At 32.2% G+C, this 18060-nt stretch carries 13 protein-coding genes and 1 tRNA gene; 10 read left to right on the forward strand and 4 right to left on the reverse strand.

The features are described 5' to 3' along the window. Positions 1-36 precede the first annotated feature (36 nt). The 3 genes from ACFSX9_RS05900 (at position 37) to ACFSX9_RS05910 (ending at position 6766) form a co-directional block, all read left to right on the forward strand. A complete protein-coding gene (locus tag ACFSX9_RS05900; protein WP_379805629.1) occupies positions 37-4380 on the forward strand; it encodes a PAS domain S-box protein in 4344 nt (1447 codons plus the stop codon). Between the two features lie 43 nt (positions 4381-4423). After that, positions 4424-5740: a hydroxymethylglutaryl-CoA reductase, degradative gene (locus ACFSX9_RS05905; protein WP_379805631.1), complete on the forward strand. Its 1317-nt coding sequence runs from the start codon at positions 4424-4426 to the stop codon at positions 5738-5740. A 111-nt stretch (positions 5741-5851) separates the two neighbouring features. Then, complete coding sequence (locus ACFSX9_RS05910; protein ID WP_379805633.1) at positions 5852-6766, forward strand: GYDIA family GHMP kinase; 915 nt, start codon at positions 5852-5854, stop codon at positions 6764-6766. Between the two features lie 34 nt (positions 6767-6800). Here ACFSX9_RS05910 and ACFSX9_RS05915 read toward each other — a convergent pair whose 3' ends face one another. Both ACFSX9_RS05915 and ACFSX9_RS05920 read right to left on the reverse strand, forming a co-directional pair. Beyond that, entirely contained in the window at positions 6801-8906 is a 2106-nt protein-coding gene (locus tag ACFSX9_RS05915; RefSeq protein WP_379805635.1) for a TonB-dependent receptor domain-containing protein, read from the reverse strand. A 96-nt stretch (positions 8907-9002) separates the two neighbouring features. Continuing rightward, positions 9003-9075, reverse strand: a tRNA-Phe gene (locus ACFSX9_RS05920). Positions 9076-9195: 120 nt separating this feature from the next. Here ACFSX9_RS05920 and ACFSX9_RS05925 point away from each other — a divergent pair. From ACFSX9_RS05925 to ACFSX9_RS05955, 7 genes are all read left to right on the forward strand, one after another. Then, positions 9196-9930 carry a type III pantothenate kinase gene (locus ACFSX9_RS05925; RefSeq protein WP_379805637.1) on the forward strand — a complete coding sequence of 245 codons (735 nt, stop codon included), beginning with the start codon at positions 9196-9198 and terminating at the stop codon, positions 9928-9930. After that, entirely contained in the window at positions 9917-11179 is a 1263-nt protein-coding gene (locus ACFSX9_RS05930; RefSeq protein ID WP_379805639.1) for a hypothetical protein, read from the forward strand. The genes ACFSX9_RS05925 and ACFSX9_RS05930 overlap by 14 nt, the downstream gene beginning before the upstream one ends. Positions 11180-11197: 18 nt before the next feature. Next, positions 11198-12559, forward strand: coding sequence for a tetratricopeptide repeat protein (locus ACFSX9_RS05935; RefSeq protein WP_379805641.1), 1362 nt, complete (start codon positions 11198-11200; stop codon positions 12557-12559). A gap of 1 nt (position 12560) precedes the next feature. Continuing rightward, on the forward strand, positions 12561-13121 hold the full coding sequence (lptC, locus tag ACFSX9_RS05940; RefSeq protein ID WP_379805643.1) for an LPS export ABC transporter periplasmic protein LptC: 561 nt from the start codon (positions 12561-12563) through the stop codon (positions 13119-13121). A 49-nt stretch (positions 13122-13170) separates the two neighbouring features. Next, the gene (locus ACFSX9_RS05945; RefSeq protein ID WP_379805645.1) at positions 13171-13353 is read left to right on the forward strand and encodes a hypothetical protein; all 183 of its coding nucleotides are present in this window, start codon (positions 13171-13173) and stop codon (positions 13351-13353) included. Between the two features lie 6 nt (positions 13354-13359). Continuing rightward, positions 13360-14625 (forward strand): hemolysin family protein, encoded by a 1266-nt coding sequence (locus ACFSX9_RS05950; protein WP_379805647.1) that lies wholly within the window; start codon positions 13360-13362, stop codon positions 14623-14625. Positions 14626-14727: 102 nt separating this feature from the next. Next, positions 14728-16791, forward strand: a complete 2064-nt coding sequence (locus ACFSX9_RS05955; protein WP_379805649.1) for a peptidylprolyl isomerase — start codon at positions 14728-14730, stop codon at positions 16789-16791. Positions 16792-17163: 372 nt separating this feature from the next. Here the strand turns inward: ACFSX9_RS05955 and rpmA are convergent, their stop codons facing one another. Then, on the reverse strand, positions 17164-17424 hold the full coding sequence (rpmA, locus tag ACFSX9_RS05960; protein ID WP_379805651.1) for a 50S ribosomal protein L27: 261 nt from the start codon (positions 17422-17424) through the stop codon (positions 17164-17166). A gap of 19 nt (positions 17425-17443) precedes the next feature. Continuing rightward, on the reverse strand, positions 17444-17896 hold the full coding sequence (gene rplU, locus ACFSX9_RS05965) for a 50S ribosomal protein L21 (RefSeq protein ID WP_379805653.1): 453 nt from the start codon (positions 17894-17896) through the stop codon (positions 17444-17446). Positions 17897-18060 lie beyond the last annotated feature (164 nt).

An 18060-nucleotide genomic window follows, 5' to 3' on the forward strand; every position in this document is an offset into this window, starting at 1 on the left:
TTACTACATTTATAAATGGAATAATAATGCATTTTTATGATAAGAACTCTACAGAACTGTGTTGGTTTATTTATTAATATTTTAGAGATTTCTGGATGGCATATTTTCATCTACCTTTTTCTATTGTTGATGAATTTTACCATCATCTTTTTCTATCAAATTAAATCGTCCGGCATTAGTCTCTTTACCCTTAAAAATACCCCCAATTATCACCCCAACAGTCAATATCGTTTCTATTTTTTATACATTGGTCTAATTTTACCAATCACTGATTTTTTTTATGTTTTATTCAGTAATGAAAACATAGCCACAACTTTCGACGATTTAGCAATAAGCATGATTTGCGTGTTGCTATTTATAATTACCTCTTTCAAAAAAATAGAAAAATACAATCATATCATTTTTTCAGTATGCTTCTACTTATTATTAGTTACTCTTTATAAGAATTTATGGACTGAGAACATAAATTATAAAACTTTTTCAGAGTACTTACTATTGATTTTATTCGCATTATCTGTGCAGCGAAAAACAAATTACTATTTCATCTTTATTTTACTGAACTTTCTCTTTTTATACGCTTTAATAGAGCACAAGCCAGCAGACAGTCAAAGTATTATATCACTTATAAATGCTGTTTTTATTATTGTTATTATCCATATTGGTCAACTAATAAGAAATATCAAATTTAACGAAAAATTACTTTTCACTCAGAACATTGTTGACAAAACCAATTCACTTATTATTGCTACTGACAAATTTGGAAATGTACAATATTGCAATGCCTCTATTACTAATATTCTTGGTTACACACCAGAAGAAGTCCTAGGAAACGCTTTCTGGATTTTAACTGAAGATAGCGAATTTACCCCCGAAGATTACACACACAAGTTCGTGCCGAATTCAGTATATCAAAGAAAATTAAAATGTAAAAACGGAGAGTATAAATTCATTCAATGGACTGATTATAAAGACGCTAACGAAACCTACATTGCTACAGGACAAGATATAACTTCAACAATTAATTTGGAGATAAAATACGCTGACCTTATTCAAAACGCGACCGATCTTATTTATGAGTGCGACAGAACAGGAATAATACTTTATGCAAATAGATTTACACTAAAAACACTCGGCTATCAAAGTGATGAAATATTAGGAAAAAATTATAATGTTTTTGTTAGAGAAGATTATAAAGAAACTGTCAAGGATTTTTATTACAGACCTATTTCAGATAGCAACGAATACGACATTTTAGAATTTCCACTTCTTAAAAAAAATGGAGAAGAGGTTTGGGCTTCACAAAAAGTTACAATAAAAAGAGATAATGATAATCGTATAACTGGTTATTCCAGTATCATTAGAGACATCACTTTCGCGAAATCTATTGAGATTGAGGATCAAAAAAGAATAAAAGAAATAGCACGTTTGAACCATGTTTCTAATAAAATATCAACTTTAAATTTTTTAAATTTTTCAACACACGAAAATTTAATTCAGTATATATCTAAAGAAACAGCTATAGGATTAAAAGTTGATCGCGTAAGCATCTGGGAATATGAAGCAGATTACATTAGTTTAAAAAATGTTTATGTTTTAAGTGAGGATGAAAGTTACGCCAATTTAATAATTCAAAAGAAAGATATAAATATTTACATCGAAGCATTTGAACGCGATTGCATAATCGTAGCAAGCGATGTATATCAAAACGAAGCGCTGACGGAATTCCAAGACGACTACTTCCCGCAACTCAATATTAAATCCCTGCTAGATATTCCAATTTATTCTGAAGGTGTTTTGAAGGCGATCTTATCTTTAGAGGTTACAAATAAAATTAGATATTGGTCTAATGAAGATATAAATTTCGCGAAAACAGTTTCAGAAATAATCGCCTTAACTTTTGAAACTAACAAGAGAAAAATAGCAGAAGATCAAATTATTTACAAAAATAAAATTCTAACTACGCTCGCAAAAATTACCAGTAACCTGCTTGTCGAAAAAGACAAAAGTAAAATTTTCAATGTTACTTTTGGGAAAATTGGAAAGATCTTAAGTGTTGATCGGATTTATTATTTCGAAAATGACCTGGTAACAAACTTACTAAGCCAACGCTTTGAATGGACGACTAGAAAAGAGTTAAAAGAAATTGATAATCCCGATTTCCAGAACGTGTCCCCGGAATTATTCCCTGAGTTTATGACTTTGATTGTTAAGAAAAAATCATACAAAAAAATTGTGCGTCTGTTAAATCCAGGCGTATTAAAAGATAGTTTAATAGCTCAGAACATCCAATCTATTTTAATTATACCGCTATTTAACGAAGATGTGTTTTTAGGATTTATTGGATTTGATGACTGCCATTCAGAGCGTATATGGAACAAAGTGGAAGTTAATATTTTAAAAACCCTCGCCTATAACATTTCATCATCCATTATAAGAATCAACAACGAAAAAGCTATTGTGGCGAGTGAAGAAAAATTTAGATTATTAGCCAATAATATTCCAGCATCCGTATTTTTAGTAAACTATAATGAAGAACGCACAAAAGTTTATTTGAATGATGAAATTGAAAAATTAACCGGCTACGACAAAGAGGATTTTCTGCAAGGACGCATTGGTCTAAAAGATCTATATCATCCGGATGAAAAAGAAGAAATCGCTCAAAAAATCGTTTATGCTATAGCAAACAAAAAACCGTACAAAGTCACTTGCAGACTTTTGAAGAAAGATGGTGAATATGTATGGGTCGAAGAATATGGAGAAGGTGTCGTAATCAATGGAGAAACAGCCTTTATTGAAGGCGTACTAATTGACATTACAGAACGTAAAACAGCCGAAGAGGCCATTATTGCTAAAGAGTTTGCAGAATCATCAAACCAAGCAAAGACAGAGTTTCTGGCAAATATGAGCCATGAGATACGAACACCATTAAACGGAATCATTGGATTTAGTAAATTATTATTAAACTCAGATCTAAACAACATTCAAAAACAACACTTAACTACAGTAAATCAATCTGCAGAATCTTTACTAGATGTTGTAAATGACATTTTAGATCTTTCAAAAGTAGAAGCTGGTAAACTTTCCCTGCATTATGAACAATGTAATTTAGAAAATATCGTCAATCAATCTGTTGATATGATGAAGTTTATGGCGCATCAAAAAAACTTAGAATTAATTATAAATATTCATCCATCCGTTCCTTTCAACATATGGATAGATGCGCTTAGAATGAGACAAATATTACAGAATCTACTAAGCAACGCAATAAAATTCACATCAAAAGGACAAATTGAAATAGAACTTACAGCGAGCGAACTAACTGATGATAAGTCACTAATAAAATTCCAAGTAAAAGACACTGGTATCGGGATTAAGAAAGCAAATCGGAACAAAATATTAGAAGCATTTACACAAGAAGACAATTCCACCACCAGAAATTTTGGCGGTACCGGCTTAGGACTCACCATTACAAATAGCTTATTAAAATTAATGGACAGCCAACTTGAAATTGAAAGCGAAGAAAATATTGGATCAGTTTTCAGCTTTGAAGTGGAAATAAAAAATGCTGACGGAGAGCAGATTAGCACTATTACTCATCATAATTTCAAAAAAGCAATCCTTATTGAGGACAATCCTAAGGTGGCGGATATTGTACAGAAAATGATGGAACACTTTAAGATTCAAACAGAAATCTGCGATCCTCAACAAGTCGATTTAAAGCAACTTGCCGATGAAAATAAATTTGATTTATTATTACTTGACTTGGAATACCTGACTAAACAAAAGACATTGCGCATTATCGAACAATTAGAAAACAATAAAAACATTTCGATTTTAGTAATGCAAAATTCCACGTCTGATTTTTCGGCAAAGAGTTATCATAAAAACATCGAAAATATAATAAAACCAATAAAGATAAGCGTAATTCAGAATTTCTTAAACAAGACAAAATACCAAAAAGCACTAATTGATAAAAAGAATAAAAAAGAAGATTTTAGCAAATTCAAAACTAAAATCTTAATTGTAGACGACAACAAAATAAACATGTTGTTAACGCGTACTTTACTGCTGAAAAAATTCCCTAAAAGCATATTATTTGAAGCCACAAATGGTTTAGAAGCGATCGAATCATGCAATCAAGAAGAGCCAGACATCATTTTCATGGACATTCAAATGCCTATAATAAACGGTTATGAAGCTACAATTGCTATAAGAAAAACACATCCAAAAGTAATAATCATTGCATTAACAGCTGGAGTTATCACCGGCGAAAAAGAAAAATGTATTGATATTGGCATGAATGACTTCATCACAAAACCGATCGATAAAAAATTATTTGAAGAAATCGCAATAAAATGGATAAACAGCATTCATAATTAATGCAATTAGTATCTTTGCAAGTTATATGACTATTTAAATTGCCATGAATCAAAACGTAAAAGGGTTTTCAAAACTTTCTAAAGAAGAAAAAATAAATTGGATTACAAGTACTTACTTTTCAAATCCTATTGAAGCAAAAGAAAGTTTATTAAAATACTGGAATTCCGACGAAAACTTACAAAAGTTGCACGACGAATTTATTGAAAACACCTTAACAAATTTCTATTTGCCTTATGGTGTCGCGCCAAATTTCGTCATCAACGGAAAAACATATACCATTCCTATGGCTATCGAAGAAAGTTCGGTAGTTGCAGCAGCCTCAAAAGCAGCAAAATTCTGGGGAGAACGTGGTGGTTTCAAAACAACTATCATCGGAACGGAAAAAATAGGACAAGTACATTTTCTTTTCGAAGGAACTACTGAAAAACTTACTGCTTTTTTCAATAAAATAAAATCAGCGTTCTTTGCAGACACGGAAGAAATTACCAAAAACATGCAAAAACGCGGTGGTGGCATTTTAGACATTGTACTAAAAGACAAAACTGCATCATTAGAAAATTATTACCAACTCCACGCTACTTTCAACACGAAAGACAGCATGGGAGCCAATTTCATCAATACCTGTTCGGAGCAATTTGCAAAAACATTAAAAGACCAAGCACAAGAATATTCAGATTTTTCTGAAAACGAGAAAAACTTGCAAGTGATAATGAGTATTTTGAGTAATTACGTGCCCAATTGTGTCGTAAGAGCCGAAGTATCTTGCCCAGTCGATCAACTTTCAGAAGATAAAAATATAGACGCGAACGAATTTGCACAAAAATTTGCAACCGCAGTTAAAATCGCCGAAATTGAACCTTACAGAGCCGTAACGCACAACAAAGGAATCATGAACGGAATCGATGCGGTAATTCTAGCCACCGGAAATGATTTCAGAGCCGTTGAAGCCGGAATTCATGCTTATGCGAGCAGATCTGGACAGTATTCAAGTTTATCACATGTTAAAATTGAAAATGGGATCTTTACCTTTTGGATGGATATTCCACTTGCAATAGGAACAATCGGTGGCCTTACAAATTTGCATCCTTTAGTGAAATTTTCAATGGAATTATTAGGAAAGCCAAATGCCGAAGAACTAATGCAAATCGTAGCAACTGCCGGTTTAGCTCAAAACTTTGCCGCTTTACGTTCGCTAACAACCACGGGGATTCAGCAAGGACACATGAAAATGCACCTGATGAACATCCTAAATCAACATCAGGCAACAAAAGACGAAAAACAAGACGTGCTGAATTATTTCAAAAACACCACCGTTTCTCACAGTTTAGTAATCGATTATTTAGAAAAAATTAGAAAATAAATTTGGAGCTATTTCCTGCTTTCCATTGCAATCTTTTTTTGCCATTTGTTAAAGCAAAAAAAGGATTTCCATTACACTCAGGGCTAGGCGATTCCATTTCATAAGATATTTATGCAAACTCAAACATTTTACAGCAACGGAAAATTATTATTAACAGGCGAATATGTAGTGCTCGATGGTGCAAAAGCATTAGCCGTTCCTACACGATTTGGCCAAAATTTAATCGTTTCTTCAGGAAGTAATCAAGAAATAAAATGGACCAGTTTTGATGCCGACAAGAGCATTTGGTTTGATGACGTAATTACGTTTCAAGAAATTAAAAATAAAACTTTACAAGAAAATAACGACAAAGTAAAAAACACTTTAATCGAGATTTTGCACCAAGCTTTCAAACAAAATCCGAGTTTTTTAACTGCAGAAGGTTATACCATCGAAACCCAATTGACTTTCCCAAGAATTTGGGGATTAGGCACTTCGTCTACATTAATTAACAACATCGGACAATGGCTACAAATCGATGCTTTTGAATTGTTGCAAAAAAGCTTTGGCGGAAGTGGTTATGATATTGCTTGTGCCCAAAATTGTTCGCCAATTATTTACCAATTGGAAAACGATATGCCGCAAATCAAACCGGTTCATTTTGATCCAGAATTTAAAGAAAATATCCATTTCGTTTATTTGAATAAGAAACAAAGTAGTAAATCGGCTATTTCAAACTATTTGGGACATCAATCAAAAGCAGAAAAAGTAATTCCAAAAATCAATACAATCACATACGAATCAATTGATTGCAAAGAAGGAAAAGAATTCGCGCTATTAATGGAAAGACACGAAATTCTGATGAGCGATGTTTTAGAAGCACAAACTGTAAAAGAATTACACTTCTCAGACTTCAGTGGTGTCATCAAAAGCTTAGGTGCTTGGGGAGGCGATTTTGCGATGGTAATTTCAAGACACAACCCAAAAGACTATTTCGCATCAAAAGGATTTGAAACTGTTTTATCGTATGAAGAAATGGTGCTATAATTCAAACTTATCGCTAGCTTGAATAATTGAGAAATTACTTTTTAATCATAGAATCTTCATCAGATTTCTCTTTATTCAGTAGATTACCTTCTTCCTTAGCTAATTTATTTTTAGTTGGGATTTTGTAATTTAAAGAAAAACCAATTCTTCTGGTATCGTTTTTAGTTTCAAATTGGACATCCGTACCAATTGCTCCTAAAGCTTGTTTATTCGTGTTAAACAAATCATTAACATAAAGAGAAACAGACAAATTATCAGAAAAGAATTTCTTCGCAAAAGTAACGTCAAATTGCTGACCAAAAGGTTCACGCATTTCATAATATTGGTAATTTCCGCCAGTAGTGGAAGTATTATAAGTTGCCGTAAACTTAATATTACTAGGCAATTGCACTTGCGACATTAAGTTAAATCCCCAAAATCCCTTGTAATCTACATCATCTAAAATATGTTTTTGATTGCTGACATAAATGTATAAAAAGTTAATTTCATCAGGATTAAAATCAAAACTTAAAGTTTCTTTTAAGCCTTTTGTAAACAACATATAAGGAACCGGAATACCAACATTAAAATTGTGCACGGTTAATTTCGGAATATTTAGCGAAATACTTGAGACACCATTTGGACTATCCACCACTCTACTAACTACTTTATAATTAGCATCACTTTTTGAATAGCCTATAAAAAAGTAATCAAAGGCACTCACTTTAACTTCATAGTTATCAAAAATCGTAGGTTCTAAATTCGGATTACCTTCATAAGAAACATTCGGATTTTGATAATTAGTGTTATTCGGATTTAAGGCTGACGTATTTGGCAAGCTGATTTTCTTATTATAATTCACATTAAAAAATACTTGTGGCATGATATTATACTGCACCGAAGCATTTGGGAAAAAACGCGTTAAATCAAAAGGAATTAAATCAACTGTATCTGTTTTTCCGTCAATTTTATACGATTCCAACCTTCCTCCTACTATAAAATCAAATTTCTTGTACGATGTATTCACTTCGGTATAGCCTGAGAAAGTGGTACGCCAATACTCTAAATTTCGAACCGAAAAACTATTGGTTTCAAAGTCTAACTTATCGGCTAAAAGTCCTACACTAAACTTAGCATCATCTAAAAATTTAAAATCTTGTGAATAGTCTGTTTTAAATTGGTAAAAATTTTGATTGTAATCATTTTTCAAGCCAGTAGCGCCCGAAGATCTAGTGGTCAAATCAAAATCGTTTATATTATTGTTATAATTCACTCTGAAATCAAGCTTCTTTCTAATGTCACTAAATCGTTTTTGATACGTCAACATCACATTATTACGGTTGGTTTGGGTATTACTTTTATCAGAGCTGTTAAAACCAAGACCATTTGCATCAACATAAGCGGTATTACTATTCGTACTAAAATCATAATTTAGCAATAATCGATCTTGCTTAAAATCAAAAGTAATTCCCGACTTTATAAAATAAAAACGATTCATTCGATCTGAAACACTTTGCGAAAGCACCAGATTTGGTCTATAAAAATTACTTCTTAAATATCCTTCATTATAATTTTGTCCCGCTTGAATTTGCCAAGCAAAAATGTTGTTTTTAGCATTAACTAAAACACTGTTATTAAAACGATGACGCGACTTATCGTATTTTGTATAACTATAGCCATTGGAATAAGTTGCTGAAAGATATTTCTTAGCGTTTTTTGAAGAAATGATATTGATGATTGCACCGCCAGAAGTTGCAGGATATTCAGCACCTGGTTGTGTTATAATTTCGATTTTCTCCACTGCATTTGCAGGTAAACTTTCTAAATAAGAATTCAACTCATTTGAATAGATATTCAAAGGTCTTCCGTCCATATAGACTTCCAATTGCTTGCCTTGATAAAGCATTCCGGCCACATCAGAAATAATTAGACCCGGTAATTTCTTCAAACCTTCTAATAAAGAACCTGAATTTAAATGCGATTGTTCTGTAAAATCAAAAATTGTTCGATCGGCTTTCTGTTCAATCGCTTTTTTCTTAACACCTACAACCACCTCTTTTAACTCTGTAGTTTTGATAGAATCTTTAGAAGTAGTTTCTTGTCCTTTACTAGTAACAGAGAAAAACAAGAATAGTGCAAGATATATGGTAGCTAATTTCATAGTGTAATAGAAAGAAAGAGTTTAGATGATGTAAAGCTTATGAACTAAAAACAAAAAATCCCTAAAAACTTATAAAGTGATTAGGGATATTTTTTGTGGTACCTCCAGGGATCGAACCAGGGACACATGGATTTTCAGTCCATTGCTCTACCATCTGAGCTAAGGTACCATTGCGTTAAGAGTATAATTACTTGCTCAATGCGGGTGCAAATATAGAACGATTTTTATATTATCCAAAACATTTTTTAAAAAAAATCAATTTGTATATTTGCTTTTTTAATACAAAATTATGTTGTTAGCAATAGATGTAGGAAATTCGAGAATGAAAGTCGCTGTTTTTGAACACAATAAGCAAATTGAACTTTTTGTTTTTGAGGGGGAAAAGGCAGAAAAAAATTTTAAAAATATTTTAAAAAAATATCCAAAAGCACACAAAGCAATCCTTTCTTCGGTCGGAAACTTAAATTCTGTTACCGAAAAATTGATTTATTCAACTTTGAAAACAGAAATAATATCACAAAAAACCAGTTTTCCTTTTACTAATAGTTATGCAACACCTGCAACTTTAGGAATTGACCGACTTGTTTTGGCTTCTGGAGCCGTTTTATTGTACCCGAAGCAAAATCGTCTAATAATTGATGCAGGAACTTGTATCACATACGACTTTATAGATGCTAATGACAATTATTTAGGTGGCGCTATATCTCCAGGTCTAAAAATTCGGTATAAAAGTTTAAACAATTTTACAGCAAAACTACCGTTATTAGAAAAAAAAGAAATTGAAAACTTCATCGGTAACTCAACAGAAAACTCCATTCATAGTGGAATAATCAATGGTGTTTGCTATGAAATTGACGGCTTTATTGCCCAATATATCAACAAATTTCAAGATTTAACAATAATTTTAACAGGTGGAGACACAGATTTTTTGGCTAAAAGATTAAAAAACACCATATTTGCCAATTCAAATTTTCTAATGGAAAGTTTGAATCTCTTATCAACATATTCAAATGAAAATGATTAAAAAATTTATAGTTGTAGTTACACTTTTAATTACTACTTTTTCTTGGGCTCAAGACAATACATCTTCTCCTTATTCCTATTATGGTTCGGGTGAAGTAAAATTTAGAGGAACTCAGGACACCAGGTCAATGGGTGACTTAAATATCGTAGGTGATAGCATCAACTTAAACCTTGTTAATCCCGCTTCTTATTCAAGATTAAGATTCACCACTTTCGCAATTGGAGGCACTGGTAATTTCAATAATTTAGACACAGAAATTGGTAGCGAAAAAGCACAGAGAACAACTTTAGATTATTTAGCCGTGGGTCTTCCGTTAGGAAAATTCGGGGTTTCTTTTGGACTGACACCATATTCAGCAGTAGGATATAAAATTCTTAGTAGCTCTACCGACGCTCAAAGCATCGAAAGAAGAAAGCTTTTTAAGGGCGAAGGAAATATCAACAGCGCTTTTATAGGTGCTGGTTACAACTTCAATAAAAAACTTAGTATTGGTTTAGATTTTTCATATTATTTTGGAAAAATAGAAAGCGAAGGAGTGGAATTCATAAACAACCCTATTGTACAATTTGGAACAAGAGAATTAAACACTTCAAACATAAGAGGGATTTCCACTAATATTGGTTTATTATACACTACAAAAATAAATTCAAAATTAGAATTGTTTTCAAGTTTTACCTACAGACCTGAATCTAAATTAAATACGGACAACGAAAGAAATATTGCAACTATCAACTATACTGCAAATGGATCAGAAGTTATTATAGACCAAGAAGACATTGATGTAAACGACACAAAATTAGTAGTACCATCAAAATTTAGTTTTGGAGCAGGGATTGGAGATTCTAAAAAATGGTTACTAGGAACAGAAGTAACTTTTACACAAAATAGTAATCTTACGAACAGATTTGACGACATTTCTGGTGCTACTTTTGAAAATTCTACAAAAATCTCTGTAGGTGGATTTTATATTCCTAAATACGATTCTTTCTCAAGCTACTTAAGCAGAGTTGTTTACAGAGCTGGATTTAGATACGAGAACACAGGATTGATCTTAAACACAAAAAGCATCAACGATTATGGCATGAATTTTGGATTAGGTCTACCAGTTGGCGCTTCAAACGTTAATTTAGGATTTGAATTTGGCAAAAGAGGAACCATTTCACACGGATTAATTGAAGAGAATTATTTCAACCTAAGTGTTGGATTATCTTTAAACGATATCTGGTTTAGAAAAAGAAAAATTGATTAACTATAACAGTACAAAAACATGAAAACGAAATTATCCATATTATTCATAGTCGTAGCTAGTTTATTTGTTCAGGCGCAAAACAGCGAGGTTTGCACGGAAAACTTAAGCTTTATGGGCGAATTAGTAAAAGCAAAAAACCCGGAAGCATACGACTACTTAACAATATTAAGAAAAGATTGTCCTTCTTTCAACAAAGCCATTTACTCTTATGGAGAAATTGCTATAAAGATGAAAATTGACAAAGCAACAACGCCGGCAGAAAAAGAAAAATATGCTCGTGATTTAATGAAATTTTATGATGAGCATGATTTAAATTTTCCAAACAACGGTGCTGGAAATAAGATGAAAAAAGGCTTGATTTTATTTGATTATAAAATTGCAACGGATAAAGAAATCTATGATGCCTTAGACGATGCTTTTAAAACAGACTACGCAAACTTTAAGTTCGCTAAAGCGATGTACGTTTACTTTGAAATCATTGTAAAAGATTACAAAGCTAAAAAAGGTATTGAATTGCAACAAGTTTTTGACAAATACGATGATTTATCTCAAAAATTAGTTGAAGAAGAAGATGAACTTACGACTGAAAAAGATGCACTTTTAAGCAAAGAAGAGGCAGGTCAGGCTTTAGCAGACAAAGAAGTTAAAAGAAAAGAAAAAATAGAAAATAGTCTTGAGATATTTGCCGGTGTAAAAAACGACATGGACAATATCATCTTAGAACTTTCTACTTGTGATAAATTAATTCCTTTTTATAAAAATGCGTTTGAAGCTAATAAAGGAAACGAGGAGTGGTTAAAAAGAGCAGCGAATCGTTTAGAAGCAAAAGGCTGTGATACAGATCCATTATTCTCTAAAATTTCTGAAGCATTGTACAAAATTAATCCAAGTGCAGAAGCAGCTGAAAAATTAGGAGTGGTAGAGTACCAAAGAAAAAACATTAGCAAAGCAATGGATTATTTCAACCAAGCAGCTGATTTATACAAAGACAATACGAAAAAAGCGAATGTATACTTCAAAATGGCAGTTATCTATAGCAAATCTAACAAGGTTCAATCACGTAACTATGCAAGAAAAACATTAGCAGTTAAACCTTCTTATGGAAAAGCATATTTATTAATTGCTCAATTGTATGGAGGCAGTGTTAATGATTGCGGTAAAGATCAATTTGAAAAAAGAGCAATATATTGGTTAGCAGCAAATTATTGTGATAAAGCCGCAGCGGCAGATTCATCAATAAAAGCATCAGCAAGTAAAACAGCAGCACAATACAGAGCATCAGCTCCTACCAAAACTGAAATTTTCCAATCAGGCAGAGCAGGACAAAGAATTGCATTTGATTGTTGGGTTGGAGAAAGCGTAGTTGTTCCAAGCTTATAAGATGAAGAAATTCAAAAAAAATAGTATTATTAACATAGTCACGATATTTATCGTGACTATGTTTTTTTCATGTGAAAGCGACATTCAAAAAGTAAATAAATTAAGCAAAACTTCTTTCGTTCCCACAGGAGAAGCTGATTCTTTGAATTTAAAATATACCGATTCAGGTAAAATTAAATCCATATTAGTTAGTGAAAAAATGCTTGATTACAGCAATATAAGGAACCCTTTTACCGAATTTCCAAAAGGGATTCACGTTACGCTTTTTGACAAGAAGGAACAAACGACTACTATTGTATCGAAATACGCTATCTCTTACAAAAACACCAGTATTATCGACCTACAAGGCGACGTAACAATTACTTCCCATGACGGACAGAAATTAGAAACTTCCCAATTGTATTTTGATCAAAAGAACGAATGGTTTTTTACTGAAAAACAATTTAAATTTACCGACACCAAAGGAGGATTTCTAGAAGGGCCTGGAGTAGATTTTAGTAAAGATTTCAAAATCTTCAATATGCAGCGAAGCAGTGGCTTAGTTAATTCAGTTGAAAATTAGTATTCAACATTTCAATTAATTTACTACTTTTGAACAAAATATTATAATTATGACCTATTTAAAATTGATTCAGTATATGTATTTAATCTTTGCTGCATTTTTTTTCTATAATGCCGCAGTTCAATTTACAGAAAACGAATCGTATTGGCTAAGCTTACTAATTGGAGCTGTAGCTATAGGAATGTTCTTCTTTAGAAGACATTTCTACAATAAATACCAAAACAAGAAATAATTATAAATGGAAATAGCCATAATTGTAATTTGCTTATTACTTTCGGCTTTTTTTTCCGGAATGGAAATCGCTTATGTTTCTTCAAACAAAGTATTCCTTTCTATCGAAAAAAGACAACAAAATTTTACGTCCTCAATTTTAAATAAACTTACTGAAAAACCATCCCAATTCATAACAGCAATGCTGGTGGGAAATAACGTTGTTTTGGTAATCTATGGTATTTATTCAGGTGATTTAATAATGAAATGGCTTGAGAAATACTTCGTACTCTCTTCATTCATTGATTTACTATTGCAAACATTAATCTCAACAGCAATAATAGTACTTACCGCAGAGTTCCTCCCGAAAGTGTTCTTTCAGATTTATGCGAACTCAGCTATAAAACTATTTGCACTACCCGCATATATATTTCAACAATTACTATTTTGGCCTACAAAATTCATCATCTGGATTTCTGACATGATCTTGAAAAAATTCTTCAAAACCGAAGGCGATCAAGTGCAAGAATATTTCAGCAAAGTAGAGCTTGGAAACTACATCTCTGAACAAATGAGTAACGTTTCAGATGAAAAAGAAGTAGATACTGAAATCCAATTTTTCCAAAACGCACTTGAATTCTCTGATTTGAAAGCTAGAGATATTATGACACCAAGAACAGAATTGCGCGGTGTTGAAATTTCAGATAGTGTAACCGAATTAAAAAATCTTTTTGTTAAAACAGGATTCTCAAAATTAATGGTTTACCACGACTCTATCGATGATGTATTAGGATATGTCCATTCGTTTGAATTATTTAGAAAACCAAAGGATGTTAAAAGCATCATGATTCAAGTGGAATATATTCCTGAAACTATATATATTAAGGATGCGTTGGATTTATTGACAAAAAAAAGAAAAAGTATTGCTGTAGTCTTAGATGAATATGGTGGAACTTCCGGAATTATAACAATTGAAGATATTATTGAAGAGCTTTTTGGAGAAATCGAAGATGAACATGATTTAGCCGAAAAACTAATTGATGAAAAAATAAATGAGAATAGTTATTTATTTTCTGGACGACTAGATGTTGAGTTTTTAAATGAAAAATACAATTTTCAAATTCCTGAATCAGATTCTTATTCCACATTAGGAGGATATATTGTAAACCATACTAAAGAAATCCCTCATAACGACGAGAACATAAGTATTGATAATTTCGAAATAAAAGTACATTCTGCTAGTAATAAAAAGGTAGAATTGGTCCGCTTCTCAATAAATGAAGAGAAAAGATAAATATATTTCAAAAATACTCTAAAAATATACGCTTACTATTTTATTATTAAATAGATAATTGTATTTTCGCCTTCTGAATAAAAAAATTTAAAAACAAATAAAATGGCAGTTTTATCTAAAATTAGACAACGCACTGGATTACTTATAGTTGTTATCGGGTTTTGCTTATTAGCATTCCTAGTTGGTGATGCTTTTCAAAGTGGGACATTTGGATCAGATTCAAATGATATTGGATCTGTAAATGGAACTGATATTCAAACTCAGAATTTCTTACAAAAAGTTTCTAACTCTGAAAAACAAGGTCAAGGAATTAGCAACACGCAAGCAATAAACAATACTTGGGAACAAGAAGTTAGAAGCATTATTCTTTCTGAAGAGTTTGATAAATTAGGTTTAAAAATTGGCGACGAACAATTTATAAACATTGTAAAACAAAATCCACAATTAGCTCAAAATCCACAATTCATGAATGCTGCTGGTCAGTTTGATGAAAATAAATTTAAAGAATCATTAAAGTCTTTAAAAAACGCTCAGAACCAAGAGCAATGGATGCAATGGACAGCATTTGAAAATAATTTAGAAACGTATACATTAGAGCAAATGTACAGCACCATGATCAAAGCTGGTGTTTACACTACGAAAGCTGAAGGAAAAATGGCTTACAAGCTAGAGGCTGACAAAGCTGATTTTGAATACGTAATGGTTCCTTTTTCTTCAATCAATGATGACCAAGTTAAAGTGACAGATGCTGAGATTATTGACTTTATGAAGAAAAGTCCAAAAAAATACAAATCAGAAAAAACAACTTCAATTGACTTTGTAGTATTGGCAAACAAAGCTTCAAAAGAAGACGAAACTGCAATCTCTACAAAAATCAACGAGATAAGAACACAATTTGACTCAGTATCTAATCGTAACATCGGAAAATTTGTAAACGACAATTCTGAAATTAAATTTGACTCTACTTATATCGCTAAGAAAGATCTTCCTATAGAATTCCAAGAGGAATTATTCAACCTTTCATCAGGTGCAGTTTTCGGCCCTTATGTTTTTAGTGATTACCAATGTGTATCTAAAATGATTGGTAAAAAAGCAAATGCAAGTGCAAAAGCTAGCCACATTTTAATTGCGTATGCAGGTGCTCCGCAATCTGACGCTACAAGAACTAAAGAGGAAGCTAAAACTTTAGCAAACTCACTATTAGTACAAGCTAAATCTAATCCAGAAGGATTTGCAATGTTAGCAATGGCTAATTCTGACGATCCAGGATCAAAAGGTAATGGTGGTGAATATGACAATATTGCACCAGGACAAATGGTTCCAACTTTCAATGATTTTGTATTCAATAACGGCGTAGGATCAATTGGTCTAGTAGAAACAGATTTTGGTTTCCACGTAATTAAAGTTACAGGAAAATATGACGCAGTTCTTTTAGGAACAGTAGCTCAAAAAATCCAACCATCAGACGCAACAGTTGATGCTACATACAGTAAAGCAAGCCAGTTTGAAGCTAATGCATTGGAAAATAAAGATTTCGCTGCTCTAGCTAAAAAAGATGGATTAGAAGTTGTAAACGTTCCATCTTTAAAAGCAATTGACGAAAACGTTCAAGGTTTAGGTTCTCAAAGAGAAATCGTAAGATGGGCTTTTAATAGCGACACAAAGGTTAACAGCATCAGACGTTTTGAAACTCCACAAGGTTTTGTTATTGCTAAAATGAAAAGCAAAAATGATACTGGTTTATTATCAATTGAAGAAGCAAGACAATATGTTGAGCCAATCTTGAAAAACAAAAAGAAAGCAGAATTAATTAAGAAGAAAATGTCAGGAACTACTTTAGACGCAGTATCTAAAGCTTCTGGAGCTTCTATAATTCCAGCTCTTGGAATTACTTTAAAAACTCCTGTTATTCCTAATGTTGGTAACGAACCAAAAATTGTAGGTAAAGCTTTTAATTTAACTGCAGGAAAAGCTTCTGAAGTATTAGAAGGTAATACTGGTATGTATGTGATTCAAGGGAAATCCGTTACTAAAGCAACTGACCTTCCAAGTTACGCAACTTACGTTGGTCAAGAAACAGCTCAAAACCAAGGTTATTCAATTTCTAAAGCATACAGCGCTTTGAAAGAAAAAGCAAAAATAAAAGATAATAGAGGTAATTTCTAACATCAAATATAATTTCATAAAAAAGAGGATAGTTAGCGCTATCCTCTTTTTTTATTATAAGCGACTATACTGCCACTTCAAAACACAATGATCTACTAAGAGCATATCATCAATAAAACACAAAACCAAACATAGTGCGGTCTTGAAATGCAGTAAATAAGTGAAGATTAGCGGAATTAGAAGAGTACTGCTGTAGTTTTATAAATATCGCAATAAGAGCAAGCAACCAAGGCGACAATTGACTACAATACAATGCGGTTTTAACCACCAGAAGACAAACTGCACCCAATTCTGTAAATATCAATACAAATCGCTTTAAAGCAAAAAAAAGCCTTTCGTTATGAAAGGCTTTTAATTATAATGCTAAATGTATTAAGCTTCGAAAGGAACTATAGATACATAAGATTTGTTTTCTGCTTTTTTCTGGAATTTTACAACTCCATCAATTCTAGCATGTAAAGTATGATCTTTTCCCATGTAAACATTTTCACCTGGGTTATGCTTAGAACCTCTTTGTCTAACAATGATGTTTCCCGCAATAGCAGCTTGACCACCATAAATCTTAACGCCTAAACGTTTCGATTCTGATTCTCTACCATTCTTCGAACTACCGACACCTTTTTTGTGAGCCATGATGTTATAATTTTAAATGTTATTCTTCAGTTTTTGGTTTTTTTGTAGCTTTAGCTTTTGGCTTAACTTCTTCAGTAGCTTCTGCTTTTGGCTTAGCTTCTGCAGTAGCTTCAGTTTTTTCAACTTCTACTTCTTTTTTAGCAGCTTTTTTCTTAGCTCCAACTCCAACAATTCCCTCAATTAAAATTTGAGTAAATGATTGTCTGTGACCATTTTTCTTTTTGTAACCTTTTCTTCTTTTCTTTTTGAAGACAATTACTTTATCACCTTTTAAGTGCTTTAACACTTTGGCTTCTACAGAAGCTCCTTCTACAGCTGGGGCGCCTAAAGTTATGGTTCCGTTGTCATCTAATAAAAGAACTTTGTCGAATGAAATATTCGATCCTTCTTCAGAATCTAAACGGTGAACATAAACCTTTTGGTCTTTGCTTACTTTGAATTGTTGCCCTGCTATCTCTACGATTGCGTACATAACAATGAATTTAGTTATTATTTTTAAGGTTGCAAATATACAATAAATTATTAATCAAACAACTATCAGCTAAATAAATATCATAGTAAAGCAAAATCAGTGCAATAAATTAAAAATAAAGTGTAACATTTTATTGAAATTGCGTCAAATATATTACAATAGTA

Source organism: Flavobacterium ardleyense (genome assembly GCF_042686085.1).
GTDB classification, from domain to species: domain Bacteria; phylum Bacteroidota; class Bacteroidia; order Flavobacteriales; family Flavobacteriaceae; genus Flavobacterium; species Flavobacterium ardleyense.